Origin of the sequence: Archangium gephyra (assembly GCF_042230915.1) — a bacterium.
GTDB classification, from domain to species: Bacteria; Myxococcota; Myxococcia; order Myxococcales; family Myxococcaceae; genus Archangium; species Archangium gephyra_B.
In genome coordinates this window covers 5,785,622-5,804,487 of record NZ_CP102578.1, presented here as the reverse complement: position 1 = coordinate 5,804,487, position 18,866 = coordinate 5,785,622, and the positions used below count along the sequence as shown (strand labels likewise).

The 18,866-nt window shown below is 69.0% G+C and carries 17 protein-coding genes, 2 tRNA genes and 1 pseudogene; 6 read left to right on the top strand and 14 right to left on the bottom strand.

Annotation, left to right across the window (positions count from 1 at the left end; all coding sequences use genetic code 11):
- Nucleotides 1-48: 48 nt before the first annotated feature.
- Nucleotides 49-627, bottom strand: coding sequence for a hypothetical protein (locus NR798_RS22715; protein WP_375773573.1), 579 nt, complete (start codon nucleotides 625-627; stop codon nucleotides 49-51).
- 84 nt (nucleotides 628-711) lie between these two features.
- Between NR798_RS22715 and NR798_RS22710 the strand changes: the two genes are divergently transcribed.
- From NR798_RS22710 to NR798_RS22695, 4 genes are all read left to right on the top strand, one after another.
- Complete coding sequence (locus tag NR798_RS22710) at nucleotides 712-1,530, top strand: ABC transporter ATP-binding protein (protein WP_375773572.1); 819 nt, start codon at nucleotides 712-714, stop codon at nucleotides 1,528-1,530.
- The gene (locus NR798_RS22705; protein ID WP_375773571.1) at nucleotides 1,527-2,309 is read left to right on the top strand and encodes an ABC transporter permease; all 783 of its coding nucleotides are present in this window, start codon (nucleotides 1,527-1,529) and stop codon (nucleotides 2,307-2,309) included. The genes NR798_RS22710 and NR798_RS22705 overlap by 4 nt, the downstream gene beginning before the upstream one ends.
- 39 nt (nucleotides 2,310-2,348) lie before the next feature.
- Complete coding sequence (locus NR798_RS22700; protein WP_375773570.1) at nucleotides 2,349-3,377, top strand: ABC transporter substrate-binding protein; 1,029 nt, start codon at nucleotides 2,349-2,351, stop codon at nucleotides 3,375-3,377.
- 513 nt (nucleotides 3,378-3,890) lie between these two features.
- Complete coding sequence (locus NR798_RS22695; protein WP_375773569.1) at nucleotides 3,891-5,111, top strand: sugar MFS transporter; 1,221 nt, start codon at nucleotides 3,891-3,893, stop codon at nucleotides 5,109-5,111.
- Nucleotides 5,112-5,126: 15 nt separating this feature from the next.
- Here NR798_RS22695 and tesB read toward each other — a convergent pair whose 3' ends face one another.
- On the bottom strand, nucleotides 5,127-5,996 hold the full coding sequence (tesB, locus tag NR798_RS22690; RefSeq protein WP_375773568.1) for an acyl-CoA thioesterase II: 870 nt from the start codon (nucleotides 5,994-5,996) through the stop codon (nucleotides 5,127-5,129).
- 321 nt (nucleotides 5,997-6,317) lie between these two features.
- Here tesB and NR798_RS22685 point away from each other — a divergent pair, with 321 nt between their 5' ends.
- Nucleotides 6,318-6,872, top strand: a complete 555-nt coding sequence (locus NR798_RS22685) for a hypothetical protein (RefSeq protein ID WP_375773567.1) — start codon at nucleotides 6,318-6,320, stop codon at nucleotides 6,870-6,872.
- A 44-nt stretch (nucleotides 6,873-6,916) separates the two neighbouring features.
- On the opposite strand, the gene NR798_RS22680 is transcribed toward NR798_RS22685, so the two are convergent.
- The 3 genes from NR798_RS22680 to NR798_RS22670 form a co-directional block, all read right to left on the bottom strand.
- Nucleotides 6,917-7,501, bottom strand: a complete 585-nt coding sequence (locus NR798_RS22680) for a protease (protein WP_375773566.1) — start codon at nucleotides 7,499-7,501, stop codon at nucleotides 6,917-6,919.
- Nucleotides 7,502-7,584: 83 nt separating this feature from the next.
- Nucleotides 7,585-8,676 carry a M35 family metallo-endopeptidase gene (locus NR798_RS22675; RefSeq protein WP_375773565.1) on the bottom strand — a complete coding sequence of 364 codons (1,092 nt, stop codon included), beginning with the start codon at nucleotides 8,674-8,676 and terminating at the stop codon, nucleotides 7,585-7,587.
- A 152-nt stretch (nucleotides 8,677-8,828) separates the two neighbouring features.
- On the bottom strand, nucleotides 8,829-9,236 hold the full coding sequence (locus NR798_RS22670) for a hypothetical protein (RefSeq protein WP_375773564.1): 408 nt from the start codon (nucleotides 9,234-9,236) through the stop codon (nucleotides 8,829-8,831).
- Between the two features lie 294 nt (nucleotides 9,237-9,530).
- Between NR798_RS22670 and NR798_RS22665 the strand changes: the two genes are divergently transcribed.
- Entirely contained in the window at nucleotides 9,531-11,231 is a 1,701-nt protein-coding gene (locus NR798_RS22665; RefSeq protein ID WP_375773563.1) for a TIGR00730 family Rossman fold protein, read from the top strand.
- A 57-nt stretch (nucleotides 11,232-11,288) separates the two neighbouring features.
- Here the strand turns inward: NR798_RS22665 and NR798_RS22660 are convergent, their stop codons facing one another.
- From NR798_RS22660 to infC, 9 genes and pseudogenes are all read right to left on the bottom strand, one after another.
- Nucleotides 11,289-12,761, bottom strand: a complete 1,473-nt coding sequence (locus tag NR798_RS22660) for a methyl-accepting chemotaxis protein (RefSeq protein WP_375773562.1) — start codon at nucleotides 12,759-12,761, stop codon at nucleotides 11,289-11,291.
- A gap of 145 nt (nucleotides 12,762-12,906) precedes the next feature.
- Nucleotides 12,907-12,983: transfer RNA gene (locus NR798_RS22655), tRNA-Asp, on the bottom strand.
- 51 nt (nucleotides 12,984-13,034) lie between these two features.
- Nucleotides 13,035-13,111: transfer RNA gene (locus NR798_RS22650), tRNA-Pro, on the bottom strand.
- 191 nt (nucleotides 13,112-13,302) lie between these two features.
- A pseudogene (locus NR798_RS22645) lies at nucleotides 13,303-13,641 on the bottom strand (integration host factor subunit alpha); the annotation flags it as partial.
- Nucleotides 13,642-13,751: 110 nt separating this feature from the next.
- A complete protein-coding gene (pheT, locus tag NR798_RS22640; protein ID WP_375773561.1) occupies nucleotides 13,752-16,163 on the bottom strand; it encodes a phenylalanine--tRNA ligase subunit beta in 2,412 nt (803 codons plus the stop codon).
- Entirely contained in the window at nucleotides 16,163-17,212 is a 1,050-nt protein-coding gene (gene pheS, locus NR798_RS22635) for a phenylalanine--tRNA ligase subunit alpha (RefSeq protein WP_375773560.1), read from the bottom strand. Before pheS ends, pheT begins: the two co-directional genes overlap by 1 nt.
- Nucleotides 17,213-17,365: 153 nt before the next feature.
- Nucleotides 17,366-17,713, bottom strand: coding sequence for a 50S ribosomal protein L20 (gene rplT / locus NR798_RS22630; protein ID WP_375773559.1), 348 nt, complete (start codon nucleotides 17,711-17,713; stop codon nucleotides 17,366-17,368).
- 87 nt (nucleotides 17,714-17,800) lie between these two features.
- Nucleotides 17,801-18,010 carry a 50S ribosomal protein L35 gene (rpmI, locus tag NR798_RS22625; protein WP_073561322.1) on the bottom strand — a complete coding sequence of 70 codons (210 nt, stop codon included), beginning with the start codon at nucleotides 18,008-18,010 and terminating at the stop codon, nucleotides 17,801-17,803.
- A gap of 95 nt (nucleotides 18,011-18,105) precedes the next feature.
- Nucleotides 18,106-18,783 carry a translation initiation factor IF-3 gene (gene infC, locus NR798_RS22620; RefSeq protein WP_375773809.1) on the bottom strand — a complete coding sequence of 226 codons (678 nt, stop codon included), beginning with the start codon at nucleotides 18,781-18,783 and terminating at the stop codon, nucleotides 18,106-18,108.
- Nucleotides 18,784-18,866: the final 83 nt, after the last annotated feature.

The window sequence follows — 18,866 nt, the reverse complement described above, 5'->3', positions numbered from 1 at the left end:
CTTCGCGGCCGATGTGCAGAGCGGTTCACAGCTGTGCAGGACGGGCTTCTACCGGGCCTGCGCGGCCGTCACCAGCCCCACGGCCTTGCGCAGCACCAGGACGAGTCCGAGCAATAGGGTGGTGCCGTGCCCGAGGATCAGCGTCCCCAACTTCAACTGATGGAACCCGACAAGAATGGTGGCGGACAGCTGGGACGGGGGCACCAGGAAGATGGCGGTGAGCGCGGCCAGGTTCTCCAGGTAGTCGAACAGGGCGGGCAGCAGGAAGAGCACGAAGCCCCGCCGGGCCTCGAAGCGCGCGTAGGCGGAGGGCAGGCCGTGGCGCATCAGGAAGCCCGCGGCGCCGCCGAAGACGAGTCCCCCGGCGGCGGGAAAGACGAAGTCCGTGGCGGCGAACCACGCGTACAGGCGGCGGGAGTCGTCGGTGTACAGAGGGAGCTGGGCCAGGACCCCGGCCACGTCCAGGCCATTCTGCATATCGAAAGGCTGGTGCCCGCCCGTCACCGCGGCGAAGGCGTGAGTGATCCGGAAGAGCCCGTGGAACGACAGGCAGAAGACGAGGACGGCCGCGATGAACGCGAGCGGAGACCTCGAGAAGCGGAGGAGCAGACCCTGGAGTCGCAGCATGGGGGCGCGAGGCTAGGCGATCCAAAACCTCTACACGAGAGGTTGGCCGGGAGAGCGCCGGGCGGTTAGAACCCGGTTCCCCACATGGCATCCCCCCCTCCGGCCTCCACCCCTCCGTCCATGCCCGGCCCTGGCGGCGAGGGCGTCCGCGTGCAGATCTCCGGGCTCCGGCGCACCTTCGCCGGGGGAGTCTCCGTGCTGGACGGGATGGACCTGGACATCGCCGCGGGCTCCTTCGTGGCCCTGGTGGGCCCCTCCGGCTGCGGCAAGTCCACCCTGCTGCGCCTGGTGGCCGGGCTGGACAGGCCCGACGCCGGCACCCTCACCTTCTCTCCACCCCTCGACCGGACCCCGGGCGCGCGCACCCCCATCGCCTACGTCTTCCAGGACGCGCACCTGCTGCCCTGGCGCTCGGTGCTGGACAACGTGGCCCTGCCCCTGGAGCTGGCCGGAGTGCCAGCGCCGGAGCGCCATGCCTCGGCCCACGCCCTGCTGAAGGAGGTAGGGCTCGGCGACGCCACCTCGCGCTACCCGGCCGAGCTCTCCGGCGGCATGCGCATGCGCGTCTCCCTGGCCCGGGCGCTCGTCACCCGTCCCCGGGTGCTGCTGCTGGACGAGCCCTTCGCCGCCCTGGACGAGCTCACCCGCAACCGGCTGGATGATCAGCTCCTCGCGCTGTGGAAGGAGCTGGGGATGACCGTCCTCTTCGTCACCCACTCCCTGTCCGAGGCCGCCTACCTGGCCGAGCGCGTCCTGGTGCTGTCGCGCAGGCCCGCGCGGGTGATGTTGGACCGATGGCTCGAGCTGCCCCGCGAGCGGCTCCCCGCCCTGCGTGCGGATCCCGGCTTCGCCCGGGAGATGGGCCTGCTCCTCCAGGCCCTGGAGCGAGGAGAAGCCTCATGAACACCGCCCCCCTGCGCGCGGCCCTGGCGCCCCTGGGCGCGCTCGTCATCGTCCTGGCCGTCTGGGAGACCGTGACACGCGCCTTGCAGATCAGTCCCATCGTGCTGCCGCCCCCCTCCGCCATCGCCCTCGAGGCGGGCCGCGCCGTGGAGCCCCTGTTGAGCGCGGCGCTGTCCACCGGCCGCTCGGCGCTGGTGGGCTTCGGGCTGAGCGCCGCGGTGGGCGTGCTGGCCGCCATCGTCCTGTCCTCGTCGCGGGTGCTGGAGCGGGCGCTCTACCCCTACGCCCTCTTCCTGCAGATGGTGCCCATCATCGCCATCGCTCCGCTGCTGGTGGTGTGGTTCGGCCATGGAGCGCGCGCGGTGGCCGTGTCCTCCTTCATCGTCTCCGTCTTCCCCGTCATCGCCAACACGCTCACCGGGCTGCGCTCGGTGGACCCCTCGCTGCGGGACATGTTCCGCCTCTACGGCGCGCGCCGCGTGGCCACGCTGTGGAAGCTGGAGCTGCCCGCCTCGCTGCCCCACCTGTTCACCGGCCTGCGCGTGGCCTCGGGCCTGTCCGTCGTCGGCGCCATCGTGGGCGAGTGGGTCGCGGGCGTCGTCGAGGGCGACGCCGGGCTGGGCATCCTGGTGCTGGCGTCCAACCGGCAGGGAAACACGCCCCGGGTCTTCGCCGCCGTGCTGGCGGCCTCGGCGCTGGGCCTGATGCTGTTCGGCGCGGTGAGCCTCACCGGCGAGCGCATGCTGCGGCGCTGGCACCCATCCGCCTCGGGCTCGTGAGGGCCCATCCCCTTCTGCTTCTTCCGGAGGAAACCGAAAGTGAGAAGACGTCTCGTCGGATTGCTGGGAAGTCTGGTGCTGCTCGCGGTGGCGGGGGCGTGCTCGCGCTCGAAGGAAGGCGCGCAGCAGGCCGGGGGCACAGACGCGGGAGCCACGCAGGCCGCGGCCCGGGTGAAGCTGGCGCTCAACTGGGTGCCCGAGCCCGAGTTCGGCGGCTTCTACGCCGCGAGGGACCTGGGCGAGTTCAAGCGGCACGGGCTCGAGGTGGAGATCCTCGGCGGCGGAGCCGGCGTCCCCGTGGTGCAGATGGTGGCCTCGGGGCAGGTGGAGTTCGGCATCGTGGGAGCGGATGAGTTGCTCACCGCCCGGGCGCGCGGCGTGGACCTGATTCCACTGTTCGCCGTGTACCAGAAGTCGCCGCAGGCCATCATGGCGCACGCCTCGCGCGGGGCGAAGGGCATCCAGGACGTGCTCTCCTCGGGGACCATCGCCCTGGAGCCCGGCCTGCCGTATGCCGCCTACCTGAAGAAGAAGTACGGCTTCGACAAGGTGAAGGTGGTGCCCTACGACGGCGGCGTGGCGCAGTTCCTGACGAACAAGGACCTCGCCCAGCAGTGCTTCATCACCTCGGAGCCCATCGCGGCGCGCAAGCAGGGCGGGGATCCGGTGGTCTTCCTGGTGGCCGACGAGGGCTTCAACCCCTACGTGGCCGTGGTGGCCACCCGCCGGGAGCTGTGGAAGGAGCAGCCGGAGCGGGTGAAGAGCTTCGTGGCGGCGGTGCGCGAGGGCTGGCGCTCCTACCTGGAGAATCCGGCGCCGGCCAACGGGGTGATGGCGAAGCTGAACACCACGATGGACGCGGAGACGTTCGCGGCGGCCGCGCAGGCGCAGAAGCCGCTCATCGAGACGGACGAGACGCGCACCAGGGGCCTGGGGACGATGAGCCGCGAGCGCTGGGAGACGCTGGGACGGCAGCTCGTGGAGCTGGGCCTCATGGAGAAGGCCCCGCCCGTGGACGAGTTCCTCCTGCCCGAGTTCACGCAGGCCGCTGGCAAGACCTCTCCGTGAGGCGCTGGTAGGCCCCTGGCCCCTCCTCGCGCGAAGCCCTTGGAGCAGCCCACCTCCCGGGCTGCTCCAAAGACAAACACAGACACCAAACACCTACAAAAACAATAACCAAACAGATACAAACAATCCACATCACAAAGACAAACACAAACAACAAAATCAGCAATATTCGCGCCAATCAACAAACGACAAATCAAACACACAAATCAAATTCATTGCAAGCAATTGCCAACAAAGACAGACACCAATTGTAATTGATAAATGAATTGATGGATGTATTTCCGCGTCGACCCATCAAAACCTACAGGAATGGAAATGTAGGCATTGCATGCCCGACAGAAGGGGCGGAAACGTCATGAAATGTAGGCATGATGGGTCAACAAAACGCCACTGATGTCGCGAAATGTAGGCACGATATCCGTCTGACCGCGCAGCCGGGAACACCGATATGCGGAAATGTAGGCATGGCATGACCTCCATCGGATGCGCGCGAACCTCGAGGAAGGTGCGCCCATGAGCCGTCCGTCCGAGCCCGCGGCGCCCCGGCCGGCCCTCCTCGCGCTGTCGTATCTGGCCTTCGTCAGCCTGGGCCTGCCGGACGCGACGCTCGGCGTTGCCTGGCCGTCCATCCGCGAGGCCTTCAGCCTCCCGCAGGCGGCGCTCGGCGCCGTGCTCGCCGTGGCCGCCTCGGCATACTTCACCTCGGGCCTGTTCGCGGGGCGGCTCATGCGCACCGCCGGAATCGGCACCCTCCTGGCCCTCAGCACCGGGCTCGCCGCCGCCGGTGTCGCCAGCTACGCGGCCTCCCCGGCCTTCGCCTTCTTCCTGGCCGGGGCCTGCGTCGTCGGGTTCGGCTCGGGCGCGGTGGACGCCGGGCTCAATACGTACGCCGCCCACCACTTCGGGGCGCGCCACATGACCTGGCTGCACGCCGCCTACAGCACCGGGGCCGCGATCGGGCCGGTGCTCATGACGGCGCTCCTCACGCGCGGCGCGGGGTGGCGGGCCGGCTACGCCGTCATCGGCGGAGTGCTCGCGTTCCTCGCGGTGGCCTTCACGGTGATGCGCCGGCAGTGGGACGCCGGGCCGGGCTCGAGTCCCTCCACGGACGGGTCCCCGGCGCCCGCGGATGGCGCCTCGCCCCAGGTCACCGCGTGGGCCACGCTGCGCCGGCCTCGCGTCTGGCTGCAGATCGCCATCTTCTTCCTCTACACCGGCGTCGAGGTCACCGCGGGCCAGTGGAGCTACACCGTGCTCACCGAGGAGCGCGGCCTCGGCACCGCGGTGGCCGGGACCTGGGTCAGCCTGTACTGGGCGGGCCTGCTGGCCGGACGCATTGTGCTCGGGTTCGTCGTCGAGCAGGTGGGCCCCGTCCGGCTGCTGCGGCTCGGCACCGCGGGGGCCGTGCTGGGCGCGCTCCTCTTCGCCCTTCCGGCCATACCAGCGGCCCTTGGGCTGGCGGTGCTCGGCTTCTCACTCGCGCCCATCTTCCCGGCCCTCATGTCCGAGACGCCCCGGCGCGTCGGCGCGGATGCCGCCGGTCACGCGGTGGGCTTCCAGGTGAGTGCGGCGACGGTGGGCATCGCGGTCATCCCGAGTACCGCCGGCCTCGTGGGCGAGTGGCTCGGGCTCGCGGCCGTCACCCCGCTCATCCTCGGGGTCGCGGTGCTGCTGGCCGCCGTCCACGAGGTGCTCGTCGCGCTGGCCGACCGCCCCACCCCGCCCCGAGGCTGAGCCCCGGGCGGCCGCTCAGCGCTTGTCCTGGCGCACGCGCACGAGGCCCTCCTGGGCCACGGACGCCACCAGCCGGCCATCGCGGGTGAAGATGTGCCCGTACGCCAGGCCTCGCGCGTTGCCCGCCCAGGGGCTCTCCATGGCGTACAGGAGCCAGTCGTTCACGCGCAGGTTGCCGTGGAACCACAGCGAGTGATCCAGGCTCGCCATCTGCATGTTGCGCTGCATGAAGCTGGCGCCGTGCGGCTGGAGCGTGGTGGTGATGAGGTTGAAGTCCGAGGCATAGGCGAGCACGTACTTGTGCACCTGCGGATCCTCCGGCAGCTCGCCGTCGGCGCGGAACCACACGTACTTGATCGGCTCGCACGGCTTGGGCTCGAACGGATCGAAGAGCGTCACCGGGCGGATCTCGATCGGCTTCGCGCCGAGGAACTTCTCGCGGATGCGCTCGGGGATGAGGTCCGCCCTGCGGCGCAGCAGCTCGATGTCCGAGGCGAGCTCCTCCGGCCCGGGAACGTCGGGCATCTTCGCCTGGTGCTCGTAGCCGGGCTCGTCCCCCTGGAAGGAGGCCATCATGGTGAAGATGGACTCGCCCTTCTGGATGGCCACCACGCGGCGGGTGGTGAAGCTGCCGCCGTCGCGCACGCGATCCACCGTGTAGACGACCGGCAGGCTGGCATCCCCGGGGCGCAGGAAGTAGCCGTGCATCGAGTGCACGTGGCGCTCGGGCATCACCGTCTGGCTGGCCGCCGACAGCGCCTGGCCGATCACCTGCCCGCCGAAGAGCTGCCGGTAGCCCAGGTCCTGGCTCACCCCTCGGAACAGGTTCTCCTCGATGGGCTCCAGCTTGAGCAGCGCCAACAGTTCATCCAGAACGCGACTCATCCCTTCTCCTTCTTCTCCACGTGACCGCGAGCCCCTCGGGACCCGGGCTGGTACGGGGGCGTACCATGGAGGAAACGGCGGGGCTTCGCCATGAAGAAGCATGGGGCCGGCCGGTGGAGCGCGCGCGAGGCCTCCCGGGGAGCCCGGCTTCCGGTGGAGCAGGCAGCCAGGGGCCTCGCACGGGCCGGGGCGGGCAGAAGCCAGGACACGCTGCTGTTGGGCGGGGACCGTCAGGGTGGGCCCGTATACTGTCGTCCTTGCGCTTCGGCGGCGAGGACGGTGGCTCGGCCTGTCCCATCACCCCGGAGGAGACCTTTGCCCATGCGAATCCTGGTGGTACTCGCCTGCTTGATGGGACTGTTCGGCGCCCTTCCCGCCCACGCCTCGGGGCTCGAGGACGTGTTCGGCCGGGAAGTGCCGCTCGGACAGGGGCGGCCGGCGGTAGTGCTGTACGCCAACCGGGACACGCGCGACGTGCTCCGCGAGCACGCCGTGCGCTTCGCCTATGATCTGCGCCGCCAGCACCCCATCGTGGTGGTGCGCGTGGACCTGCGCGGCATCCCCGGCTTCTTCAAGGGCGCCGCGAGCCGGGAGATCCGCAAGATCCACAACGACTCGCTCCAGAAGGTCCGGGAGCTGTTCCTCGCGCAGGGCCAGCAGCCGCCCGCGGATTTGGAGCAGTCGCTGTACATGGTGGCCGACAACACCGGGGCGCCGCACAGCGCGCTGGGGCTGGAGAAGGGCTTCCGCCAGGTGCTCGTCCAGGCCCTGAATCCCCGAGGGCGGGAGCTTGCCCGCGGACCGTTCCCCGAGGCCGCCAGCGCCATCAACCGGGCGCTCACCGCGCCGACCCCGTCGCTCGTCAGCGTCAGGTAACCCCCTCGCGCCACGGCTCGCGCGAGGGGTCCCCTCCGCGCGGCTCAGGGCGCGGAGATCACCGTCTCCACCGTGGGGCAGGACACCGGGCGGGACTGGAGCTGCTCCAGGGAGCGCGGCACCTCCGCCTGCTTCTCCACGACGTCCATGAGCTCGCCCTGGAACGCGATGCGGTAGCGCCCCGGCTGCTTCATCTCGTAGGCCTGCGACAAGTCCACCTTCGCGTCCACCGACGCGCCGGGCGCGAGCGTCACGTAGGCATCCGCCGGCGGATTGCCGCGCTTCACCATGCGCCCCAGAAAGGGAACCTCGGCGCCGTCGCGGGTCACCTCGAAGTCCTTGCCCATCAGGCCCTCGAGCGGCGTGCGCCACTTGAGCACGTACAGCGGCTGTGCCGTGCGGTTGGTGAGCTGGAACCGGAGCTCCACCGGCTCGCCCGCGCGCACGCTGGGAGGAACGCTCAGCACACACTCCAGGGTCGCCGCCATCGCCGGGTTCTCCTTTTGCGGCTCCGGAGCCGCCTGGGCCGGTGGCTGCTGCGCCGGAGCCGTGTCCTTGCGCGGCGCACACGCACCCGCGCCCAACGTCAGACAGCCCAGCGCGATCCAACGGATCAATCCACGATTCATGGAACGAATGCTCCCCTCCGGGAAAAAGAAAAACGGGAGCGTCTCCGCTCCCGTCTCTCGCGACTTCACCTCAGGCTAGCCGGTTACGGCAGCGAGGGGGTGTTCTCGGCGAAGTACTCGTGGCTGTCCGCGTTGTCCAGGGCCTTGCTGGGGCTGGAGATGGCGAGGTTCTTGGCCGCGCTCTGGCCGTAGGCCCAGTCATCCGTGGCGGCCACCACGGTGAAGTGGCTCATCTCGTGGACCAGCGTGCCGGCCTTGGAATCCGTGCCAGTGGTGGGGGCGCTCCAGAAGGCGTTGCACACGTAGATCTTGTACGGCGAGGACGGGTACACGTAGGCGTAGGAGCTGTCCGAGCAGCTGCAGTCGACCACGATCGCCGCGTTGGCCAGCGCGTTCTTGATGTTGGTGAAGTGGTTGCGCGCCGTGGTCAGGTTGGTGCTCGAGTACGCGCCGAACCAGGTGGTGTAGCGCGTGGTGCCCGAGGAGATGCCGTTGAGGTAGGTGGACGCGTTGTTCGCGTACGTCCGGGCGGACGTCAGCGCCGAGGAGATCGACGACTGCTCGGTGCTGGTGCAGGCGCCGGAGTACGTCAGGCCCTGGGCCGAGACCGTGCCCTGGGACTCGAGCCCGCTCTCACGGCCCTCGATCCACAGGTTCACCAGGTTGGAGTCGAGCTGGGCGGCCTTGGTGATCACCGCGCTGTGCTGATCCAGCCCGCGCGGGGTGTAGCGGAGGGTGTAGCTGCCGGTCTCGGACAGATCATACATGCCGGAGACGGGCGCCGAGCCCGTCAGGCTCTCGCCGGGAGCCAGGGTGACATAGTCCTGGGCGGTGGGCGCCGCGCGCTTGATGTGGGGACCGATGTACTCCACCGGCTCGCCATTGCGCGTCACCTCGAACAGGCCCTCCTTCAGGCGGCTGTCCGGGATGTAGTAGCGGAGCAGCTGCACGGGGTGGGACGAGACGTTGGTGAGGGTGACCGTCACCGACACGTCCTCGCGGGCGCTCAGCGTGGCCTTGCTCACCGACAGGCTCACCGCCACCTCACCGGTGGCCTGCGCGCCGGCCTGCTCCGAGGCCGTCTCGAGCTCCTCCGGAGCACCGCACGCGCCCAGCATGGACACTCCGACGATGCCGCCCACCAGCCACTTGAAACCGCGAACGCTCTTGCTCACGCAGTGACTCCTTGTCTGACAGAAACCGATAGCTCCAGGGCTAACCCGGTTAATCAGTTCTTATAGCAGAAACTTGGAATCCGTCTACGTGTGATTATTAGCGAAATATGACTTAATCCTGTTGCTTGGGCCGCAAACCATTGAAGGGCGGACTACTCCGTGGCCTCCTCGGGAGCGGGGGCGGGAGGGCGGCAGTGGATGTTGTCGGGACAGCGGCCCTCGGAGCGGGGGAAACAGCTCCCACAGCACTCCAGCTCATCCGGCCCGCAGCGAGGGGTGCACGGGCCGCAATCCACCGAGCCGCCACACCCATCGGAGATGACGCCGCACCGGGCGCGGGCCTGGACACAGGAGCGGGGCGCACAGGGCGGGCCCGCGTCCACCGAGGCCACGCCCGCGTCCACCGAGGCCACGCCCGCGTCCACCGAGGCCACGCCCGCGTCCGCGGGAGCTCGGGCCGGCTCGGAGCGGGCCGACACGCAAGCCGGGCCCAGGAGGCCCAGGCCGAGCAGCAGGGAGCACGACACGAGGGCGGAGCTGGAGAAGCGGGATCTGGCCATGACCAGGCAAGTGAGCACAAGCCTCTCCGCCTGGGTACGGGATTCGGGGTGCTCCGGCCGGACCCGCGGTGAAATCCCCGCGCAGGGGGTGTCAGCTGAACGCCCATTGGGCCGGGTCTGGCCGCCCCCTTGCGGGCCACCGTTGTGGATCGGCACCCACCGGGTAGACAATGGGGACGTCAACGAGCTCTCCCCTCTCCCCCCCTCTGACTCATGACGCAGACCGTTGGCGTTTCCCGCGGCTCCGCACCGGGTGTGCACGGCGCAAGCCCTACTCGCGAAGTAGCGAATCCCATGATCGCGCCCATCCCCTTTCAATTCCCGAATCAATTCCGCGGCCTCTTCGAGCGCGTCGAGTCCACCTACCGCCCCCTGCTGGCGGACGCGCTGCGCAAGGTCCATCAGATCCCCATCCCCGCGGAGCTGCGCCCCTTCTTCGACCACATCACGGTGGAGAGCAACCAGCCCTCGTTCATGCTCGTGCCCCTGATGTTCCTCGCCGCCGCCGAGGCGTCCGGGGGAATCACCCAGCGGCACATCGACTCCCTGCCCACGCTGCTGCTCTGCATGGAGGTGACGGCTGTCGCCGACGACACCGTGGACCGGACGCCCATGCGCTCCGGAAGGATGACCTTCGCCCGGCGCTTCGGTGACGCGAGCGCCACGCCCTTCACCGGGGCGCTGATGGCGCTGATGACCCGGCAGGCCGGGCGTTGTCCGGCCGAGTTCATCGAGATGACGATGAGCTACCTGCTCGAGCTCTTCTCGATGTTCCTCTGGGAGCGGCAGAACACCTACCCGGAGCCGGCGCTGTTCGACCGCTGGCTCGAGCACCGCTATGCGGAGACGCACGTGGCGACGGCCTACGCCATCAACACCGCCTTCGCCCTCAATGGCCGCGCCGACCTGCCGGCCGCCGCCGTGAAGCGGTTCAGCGCCATCTTCCAGGACGTGGACGACATCGTCGGCATCCTCGAGCGCCGCGATGAGCGGGGGGAGAATGACGATCTGCAGATGGGCATCGTCACCCGGCCCCTGCTGCTGACGCTCGCCAGCCAGCCCCCGCTCGTCCAGAGCGTGGAGCAGCTCTGGCAATACTATTACCGCCTGCACCGGGCCTCGCTGGTCGACTTCCAGGAGCGGCACGCGGAGCTCGCGGAGCGGACGCGGCCCATCTACGAGCGCCTGCGTGATGCGATCCTGGAGATTGGAATCCCGGAGGCGGTCCGCTGCATGGCCAACGATCTGCGCCGCTGCCTGGAGGAGACCCCGGCGCAGCTCCGGCCCTTCGTGCGCGAGCTGGCGGTCTCGGTGGCCGATCGCCTGCGCCGCTGCGAGCGTCCGGACCTGGACCAGCTCATGGACGAGTGCTTCCGGGAGCAGCCAGCGGAAGAGACGGTCATCACCCTGCCGCGCAGGGCGTCCCGGACGATCTGCGTCTACTGCTCCTCGAGCGATGTGGTGGAGCCCGCCTGGTTCGAGGTGGCCTCCGCGTTGGGGGCCACGATCGGCAAGCGCGGCGACAAGCTCGTCTTCGGCGGCAGCAACACGGGACTGATGGGCGCGGTGGCCCGCGCCACGCACGCGCAGGGAGGCGAGGTCATCGGCGTCATCCCGCAGGTGATGCACGGCACGCCCTATGTCTTCGAGCAGGCACAGGAGCTCGTCGTCACGCATGATCTGCGCGCCCGCAAGGCGGCCATGGAGGCGAGGGCCGACGCCTTCGTGGTGCTGCCCGGCGGTTTCGGTACGCTGGACGAAGCCCTGGAGATCATCGCGGCCAAGCAGATGCACATGCACCGCAAGCCCATCGTGCTCGTGAACGCGAAGGGCTTCTGGGAGCCGCTGGTGGCGCTGTTCGAGCACCTGTTCCGCGAGCGCTTCGCCAGCGCGCAGCACCACCGCCACCTCTACCACCTGGCCGAGGGGCCAGAGGACGTCTACGCCTACCTCGAGTCCTACGTGCCGCCGCCCTTCCCCGCCAAGTGGTTCTGAGCCCCGGGCGGGGGGCATGGCGCGAGGTGGGCGCCATGCCCTCGGGAGCGCCCCGGCTCAGGTCTCGGCGCGCGAGTTGAGGATGGAGTTGAGCTGCGTGGAGAGCTTGGAGAGCTCGTTGGCCGTCTGCAGCGTCTGCGAGGAGGTGGACTCCGCCTGACGCGCCGTCTGCGCCACCTCGAGGATGGCGGTGTTCACCTGCTCCACCGCCGTCGTCTGCTGCTGGGTGCTCAGCTCGATCTCGCGGGCCACGTCCAGGTTGGCGCGCACCAGCTCGGCGATGCGCCGGAAGTTGCCGGCCACCTCACCGAACTGCCTGGCGCTGCTCTGCACCGCCTTGGAGCCGTCCTCGGTGGCCATGATGGTGGTGTTGGAGGCGGCGCGGATCTCATCGATGAGCACGCGGATGTCCTTGGTGGCTCCACCGACGCGGTCCGCCAGCTTGCGGATCTCATCGGCCACCACGGCGAAGCGCTTGCCGTGCTCACCGGCCCCGGCGCTCTCGATGGTGGCGTTGATGGCGAGGATGTTCGTCTGCTCGGCCAGCTCGTTGATGATGTCCAGGATGCCGCCAATCTCCTGCGAGCGCTTGCCCAGCTCCAGCATGTGATTGACGATGGCGTCCACCTGGCGGCTCACCACGTCGATGGCCTCCTGGGCACGAAGCACCGTGTCGTTGCCCGTGCGGGCGGCACCGGCCGTGTCATCCGCCACGCGCGCCACCTGCTGCGCGCTGCCGGCGATCTGCCGCGAGGTGGACAGCAGCTCCTTGACGGTGGTGGAGATCTCCGTGGTGGCCGAGGCCTGCTCGCGCGCGCCGGTGGCCTGCTGAGAGGCGGCCGAGTGGAGCGCGGTCGACGAGCCCTGCACCTGCTCGATGGCCGTATGCAGCCTGCGCTCCAGGCTCCGGCCGATGAGCATGGCCGTCAGCCCGCAGAAGAACAGGAGCCCGGCGCCATCGATCATGAAGAATCTGTCCAGGGCACGGATCTCGTCGGCCTGATGGCTCTCGCGCTGGGCGAGGAGCTGCTCCTCCTGCTGGCGCAGCTCCTCGGTGGCGGTGCGGATGCCGTTCATCATCCGGGTCGTCTCACCGTTGTTGACGCGAGCCAGGGCGGCCTCGAGGCCCTGGTTGCGGCGCACCTCGATGTTGTTGCGGTGGATGGCCAGCTTCTGCTCGATGGCGGCCTGGAGCGACTCCATGCGCCGCATCTGCTCGACATCGCCGGAGAGGGGCGCGCGCAGGGATTCGAGCTCCTTGGACAGGGCGCCCTGGGCCAGGCGGTAGGAATCGAGGGAGGCCTCATTACCGGAGAGGAGGTAGTCGCGGTGCGCCGCGTCCACGTCCTTGACGGTGGAGAGGACCCGCTCAAGCTGGCTGATCGTCTGGTGGCTCCGTACCACCAGAGCCGCGGCATCAGCCAGGGTCTGGGTGCTCCGGCGGGTCAGGACGATGAACGCCCCGATCAGCGATGACATCAGGAGCAACCCCACGAGGAACTGCCGCCCCACGGTCCATCTGGAAAACATCGTCTCGTCTCCTCGGCTGGGGGAGCGAAGGCTCCCGCAGCAGCGCGCCCCGAGTCTACGACAGCCGCCGGATTTCGGCGCGCCCCGCCCGGGGTGAGAAAAGGCGAAGGGCCCGGAACCGACTCGCGATTCCGGGCCCTTCTATTGGCGAGGAGTACGGGACTTGAACCCGTGGCCTCCGGCGTGACAGGCCGGCGTTCTAACCAACTGAACTAACTCCCCACAGCGAAGGCCCTGGAGTCCACCGTGAAGTGAGACTCCAGGGCCTTCTATTGGTCGGGGCGACTGGATTTGAACCAGCGACCACTTGCACCCCAAGCAAGTGCGCTACCAGGCTGCGCTACGCCCCGTTGCGTCGTCCCGCCGACGGCGTCGGCGAGATGGGCTGCCTTATGCCGCTACCCGTCTCACAGGTCAAGTACGAGATCGCGGGCCCTTCAAAAACTCACTCGGCCTTGGCCTTCATTCCTCCGGCGGAGGCCTTGTACTCCTCGACCTCCTCCAGCTCCTCGTCCAGATCCTCGGGGTCCAGGCCAGCGGCCTCGGCCGCGTCGGCGGCGGCGTCCTCGGCGGCGTCCAGCTCCGAGTGGTTCTCCGGAATCTGCTCGCCGTTGAGGGCGGCCTTCAGGACCGCGCTCGGCCGGAAGGTCAGCACCCGGCGCGCCGAGATCTCGATCTCCCTGCCCGTCTGCGGGTTGCGGCCCACGCGCGCCTTCTTCTGGCGCACCTGGAAGTTGCCGAAACCCGAGATCTTGATCTTGTCCCCGCGCTCCAGCGTTTCCTTGAAGGTGTCGAACACGAGCTCGACGATCTCCGCCGACTCCTTCTTGGAGAAGCCGACCTTCTCGTAGACCCCTTCGATGATGTCCGCCTTGGTCATGCGAGTACCTTCGCGCCCCTCTCTGCGGTGAACCCGGCGGACTGTGACAGCCTTCCCTGACAGCTGTCAACCCACCGGTTTCACTCAGGTTTTCCGGCGCCTACCCTACCTCAGCTCCGCAGGGCACCGCCCAGGCGCTGGTTGACCTCGGAGATGATGCGCTGGTGGGCGGCCGTCACGTCCGCGTCGGTGAGCGTGCGCTCGGGCGAGCGGTAGCGGATGGCATAGGCCAGGTTCTTGTGGCCCTCGGCGATCTGCTTGCCGGTGTAGACGTCGAAGATGAGGGCGTCCTCCACCAGGGGGCCACCGACCTCCAGGATGACGCGGCGGACCTCGTCGTTCTGGAGCGCCAGGGGCACCACCACGGCCAGGTCCCGGAGCACGGCGGGGAAGCGCGGCAGGCCCTGGTATTCGGGCACCAGGCGGGCGGCGGCGTACAGGGGCGCCGTGTCCACCTCGAAGGCGAAGACGTCCCGGGGGAGGTCCAGCGCCTTCGTCACCCGGGGGTGCAGCTCGCCCACGAGGCCCAGCACGGTGCCATCGGCCAGCTCCACCCGGGCGCAGGCGCGCGGGTGGTAGGCGGGGGCCTCGGCGGGGACGAAGCGGACGCCGTCCACGTGGAGCGCGTGCAGCACGGCCTCCAGGGCGCCCTTGGCGTCATAGAAGTCCGCCCGGGCGTCCTTTTGCGTCCACGTGCGCCCGCCGCGCAGGCCCCACACGAGGCCTCCCAGGCGGTTCACCTCGCGAGCGGCGGGGCGCTGGCCCTGGCCACCCTCGGGATCCTGGAAGTAGGCCCGGCCCGTCTCGTAGAGGGCCACCGACTCCACCTGGTGGCGGACGCTGCGGGAGAGGTTCTCCAGCAGGCCCGGCAGCAGGCTGGTGCGCATCACCGACTGCTCCACGCTCAGCGGGTTGAGGAGCGCCACGGGCTTGTCCTTCCCGCCCAGCACCTCCAGGGAGCGCGGCGCGACGAAGGAGTAGTTCACCACCTCACTGAGCCCCACGCCGGAGAGGGCCTGGCGGGTGCGGCGCTCGGCCTCGGAGTGGGCCGGCTCGGGACCCAGCTCGGCGAGGCCGCGGGGCAGCTTGGCGGGGATGTTGTCGTAGCCGTAGACGCGGGCGAGCTCCTCCATGAGGTCCTCCTCGCGCTCCACGTCCACGCGGGCGCGGGGCACCTCGAAGGTGGTCTGCCCGCTCCCCTCCTCCACCTGCTTGAAGCCCAGGGTGCCGAGGATGCGGCGGCACTCGGCCTCGGGGATGGACACGCCGAGCACCTTCTCCACGCGGCCGTAGCGCAGCGTCACGCGGCGCGGCGGCTGGGGCTGTGGGTACACGTCGATCCGGCCCGGGGCCACGGTGCCCCCGGCCAGCTCGGCGATGAGGGCCGCGGCCCGGTCCACCGCCGGAATGGTGGCATCGAGGTCCACCCCGCGCTCGAAGCGGTGCGAGGCCTCCGTGTGCAGACCGTGGCGCTTGGAGGAGCGGCGGATGCTGGAGGGCTGGAAGAAGGCGGACTCGAGCAGCACGCGCGTGGTGCCCGCGCTCACCTCGCTGTCCTGGCCGCCCATCACGCCGGCGAGGGCCTGGGCCCGGTCGCGGTCGCAGATGAGCAGGTCCTCGGGCGACAGCGCCCGCTCCTTGCCGTCCAGCGTGGTCATCTTCTCGCCCGGCTTCGCGGTGCGGACGATGATCTCCTGGCCGGCCACCTTCTCCAGATCGAAGGCGTGCAGCGGCTGGCCGTACTCGAGCAGGACGAAGTTGGTGACGTCCACCACGTTGCTGATGGGGCGCACGCCGCAGGCCTTGAGCCGGTCCTGCAGCCACTGGGGCGAGGGGCCGATCTTCACGTTCTCGATGACGCGGGCCGCGTAGCGCGGGCAGCGCACCGGGTCCTCGATGCGCACCTTGGCCTTCTCGGAGGCGGGGGCGCCGGACTCGGCGAGCTTGGGCTGGGGCGGACGCAGGGCGCCGCCGGTGGCCACGGCCACCTCGCGGGCCACGCCCAGGTGCGACAGGGCATCCGGGCGGTTGGGGGTGACGTTCACCTCCAGCACCACGTCATCCATCCCGAGCGCCTGGGCGATGGGCGTGCCCGGCTTCAGCTCCTGCGGGAGGATGAGCAGGCCGGAGGACTCCTCGGAGATGCCCAGCTCCTTGGCGGAGCAGAGCATGCCGAAGCTGTCCACGCCGCGCAGGGGGGCCTGCTTGATCTCCACGCCGTTGGGCAGCTTCGTGCCGATGGTGGCCAGCGGCACCTTGTCGCCGACCTTGAAGTTCTTCGCGCCGCACACCACCTGCAGCAGCTCCGGGCCGCCCATGTCGATCTTCGTCACCGACAGCTTGTCCGCATTGGGGTGCTGGACGGACTCCTTGATCTGCCCCACCACCACGCCGCGCAGACCCTCGCCGGGGCGCTCCAGGCCTTCGATCTCCAGGCCCACGGCGGTCAGCTTGCGCGCCAGTTCGTCGACGCTCGCCGGGAGCGCCACGTAGTCACCGAGCCACTTGACCGAGATCTTCATCAGAACTGCTCCAGGAAGCGCGCGTCGTTCTCGAACATCATCCGCAGGTCGTCGATGCGGTAGCGCAGCATGGCGATGCGCTCCACGCCCATGCCGAACGCGTACCCAGTGACCTCGGTGGGGTCATACCCGCTGGACTTGAAGACGTTGGGGTGCACCATGCCGCTGCCGAGCACCTCCAGCCAGCCAGTCTGCTTGCAGATGCGGCAGCCCTTGCCGCCGCACGAGGTGCAGGAGATGTCCACCTCGGCCGAGGGCTCGGTGAAGGGGAAGAAGGACGGGCGGAAGCGCGTGCGCGTGTCCGAGCCGAAGAAGGCCTTCACGAAGGCGTCCAGGGTGCCCTTGAGCTCGGCGAAGCTGACGTCCTTGTCCACCAGCAGGCCTTCCACCTGGTGGAACATGGGCGTGTGGGTGATGTCCGAGTCGCGCCGGTAGACGCGGCCGGGCATGACGGCGCGGAAGGGCGGCTTGCGGTTGAGCATGAAGCGCACCTGCACCGGGGACGTGTGCGTGCGCAGCAGCGGCGAGCTGTCCGCCTTCTTCGCGTGGCCGAGCGAGGGCTCGTCCACGTAGAAGGTGTCCTGCATGTCGCGCGCGGGGTGATCCTTCGGGAGGTTGAGCGCCTCGAAGTTGTAGTAGTCGAGCTCGATCTCCGGCCCGTGGGCCACCTCGAAGCCGAGCCGCTGGAAGGTGCGGACGATCTCCTCCATCGTCCGGGACACCGGGTGGCGGCTGCCGGGGATGGGGGCGCGGCCGGGCAGCGTCACGTCCAGCTTGGGGCCGCGCAGCTCGGACTCCAGGGCCGCGTCCTCCGCGCGCTGGACGGCGTCGGCCAGGAGCTTCTCGATCTCCGCCTTGACCTGGTTGGCCACCTCGCCGAGGGCGCGGCGCTCGTCGGGGGGCAGCTTGCCCATTCCTCCGAGGACACCGGACAGCTCACCCTTCTTGCCGAGGTAGCGGATTCGGAGCGCCTCGACCGCGGACGGCTCCGAAGCGACGGAGATCTCCCGCCGCGCCGCGTCCGCGAGTGCCTGCAAGCGATCTCGCATGGGGACTTCGCCTCCCTTTCCCGGCCGGGCCGGGGCCAAAAAAAAGGGCCGCCCTGGGGGCAGCCCGTTTCAAGCTCGCGAGCGGCAGCGGCCTTCCAGGAAGACCGCGGCCCCTCACTTTCGAGGCCGGCCCGAGGGACCGGCCGTCATCACTCAGGCCGCCTTCGCGATGTTGGCGACAGCGGCAAAACCAGCGGGATCCACGATGGCCATCTCGGACAGGACCTTGCGATCCAGGGCGATCTTGTTCTTGGCCAGACCGGCGATCAGCCGCGAGTAGGACAGGCCCACGGTGCGGGCGGCCGCGTTGATGCGGACGATCCACAGCGAGCGGAAGTTCCGCTTGCGGGCGGCGCGATCACGGCTGGCGTAATCGAGCGCGCGCTCCACGGCCTGGTTGGCCCGCTTGTAGCAGTTCTTGCGGCGGCCACGGTAACCCTTGGCCAGTTTCAGAATCCGATTACGACGGCGACGAGCCTTGAAACCCTTCTTGACGCGCATTGCTGACTCCTGACTGCTGCGAGGTGTTTGAAAACCCCCGGCTCCGGTTGCTCACCGCACCGACAGGGCCCTCTTTACTGCGTACGGCTAGTTCGCCCCGTAGGGGAACATCTCCTTGACGACCTTCTTGCCATCCATGTCCTTCAGATGGCCGGTGCCGCGGTGCTCACGCTTGAGCTTCTGGCTCTTGGCGTGGGTGAAGAGGTGCTTACCGAGCGCCTTGCCGAACTTCACCTTGCCGGTCTTCTTCACCTGGAAGCGCTTCTTGGCGCCGCTACGGGTCTTCAACTTGGGCATGTCGCGGTTCCTTCCTTCAACTACCAATCCGCCGCAGCGAATCGCCGTCAGCGTGTGTCAGGGCCGGTGGCTTGGAAGCCGCCGGCCGGGTCCAACTATTTCGCCCCCTCGGCCTGCGCCGGAGCGCTTGCCACGGGAACAGGCACTGGGGCTTGAACCGCCGCCTGCCCTTCGAGCTTGCCGCCCACCGCCACCGCCGCCACCAGCTCGTTCCTCTTAGCACCTTCGGGCTTGTCCGCCTTCTCCGCCGCCGCCGCCTGCTGCCGGGCCAGCTCCCGCGCCCGCGCCGCCACCTTCGGGTTCGGGGCGATGATCATGAACATCTGCCGCCCTTCCATCCTCGGCATCTGCTCCACCACCGCCACGTCCTTCAAATCCTTGACCACGTCGTCCAGGATGGCCGAGCCCAGCTCCTTGTGCGTGATCTCCCGGCCACGGAACATGATCGTGACCTTGGCCTTGTTCCCCTCCTCGAGGAAGCGGCGCACATTGCGGACCTTGAACTCGTAGTCATGCTCCTCGGTCTTCGGACGGAGCTTGATCTCCTTCAGGTGGACGACGACCTGCTTCTTCTTCGCTTCCGAGGCTCGCTTTTTCTCCTCATACTTGAACTTGCCGTAGTCCATGATCTTGCAGACTGGCGGCTTGGCCATCGGGTTGACCTCGACGAGGTCCATTCCGGCGGACTGAGCCCGATCCAGTGCGGCTTCGATCGGCAGGACTCCTAACTGTTCGCCCTCAGGTCCTACGACGCGGACCTCTCGAGCGCGAATACGGCGGTTCGTTCTTTGGTCGCGAGCGATGTGACTCCCTCCATCAGTGGGAGTAGGTACTCCCCTCTGAGGGGGGGCAAGAT